1 protein-coding gene is annotated in these 1,142 nt (G+C 63.0%); it reads right to left on the minus strand.

Annotation, left to right across the window (positions count from 1 at the left end):
• The coding region (tuf, locus tag BLW02_RS19435) for an elongation factor Tu (RefSeq protein WP_092701792.1) at positions 1–1,142 on the minus strand (1,142 nt) is incomplete at both ends.

A 1,142-nucleotide genomic window follows, 5' to 3' on the forward strand; every position in this document is an offset into this window, starting at 1 on the left:
GCGCCCACGGTACGGCCGCCTTCACGGATAGCGAAGCGCAGGCCTTCTTCCATGGCGATGGGGTTGATCAGCTTGACGGTGATCGACACGTTGTCGCCAGGCATGACCATTTCCTTGTCGGCTGGCAGCTCGATGGCGCCGGTCACGTCGGTCGTGCGGAAGTAGAACTGAGGGCGGTAGTTGTTGAAGAAGGGGGTGTGGCGGCCGCCTTCGTCCTTGCTCAGCACATACACCTCAGCCGTGAAGTGGGTGTGGGGCTTGATCGAGCCGGGCTTGCACAGCACTTGGCCACGCTCCACGTCTTCGCGCTTGGTGCCGCGCAGCAGCAGGCCCACGTTGTCGCCAGCCTGGCCCTGGTCCAGCAGCTTGCGGAACATTTCCACGCCGGTGCAGGTGGTCTTGACGGTGTCCTTGATACCGACGATTTCGATTTCTTCGCCGACCTTGATGATGCCGCGCTCGATACGGCCGGTCACCACGGTGCCGCGGCCGGAGATGGAGAACACGTCTTCCACGGGCATCAGGAAGGCGCCGTCCACTGCGCGCTCGGGCGTGGGGATGTAGGTGTCCAGGGCTTCGGCCAGCTTCATGATGGCTTCTTCACCCAGCTTGCCCTTGTCGCCTTCCAGGGCGAGCTTTGCGGAACCGCGGATGATCGGGGTGTCGTCGCCAGGGAAGTTGTATTTGTCCAGGAGTTCGCGCACTTCCATTTCGACGAGTTCGAGCAGCTCTTCGTCGTCCACCATGTCGCACTTGTTCAGGAACACGATGATGTAAGGCACGCCCACCTGGCGGGCCAGCAGGATGTGTTCGCGGGTCTGGGGCATGGGGCCGTCAGCGGCCGAGCACACCAAAATGGCGCCGTCCATCTGGGCTGCGCCGGTGATCATGTTCTTCACATAGTCGGCGTGGCCGGGGCAGTCCACGTGGGCGTAGTGGCGTGCAGCCGTTTCGTATTCCACGTGGGCGGTATTGATCGTGATGCCGCGGGCCTTTTCTTCAGGTGCTGCGTCGATCTGGTCGTAGGCCTTGGCTTCGCCGCCAAACTTGGCCGACAGCACCGTGGCGATGGCCGCCGTCAGCGTCGTCTTGCCATGGTCCACGTGACCGATCGTGCCCACGTTGACGTGGGGCTTGGTGCG

The organism is Acidovorax soli, assembly GCF_900107605.1.
Taxonomy (GTDB): domain Bacteria; phylum Pseudomonadota; class Gammaproteobacteria; order Burkholderiales; family Burkholderiaceae_C; genus Acidovorax; species Acidovorax soli.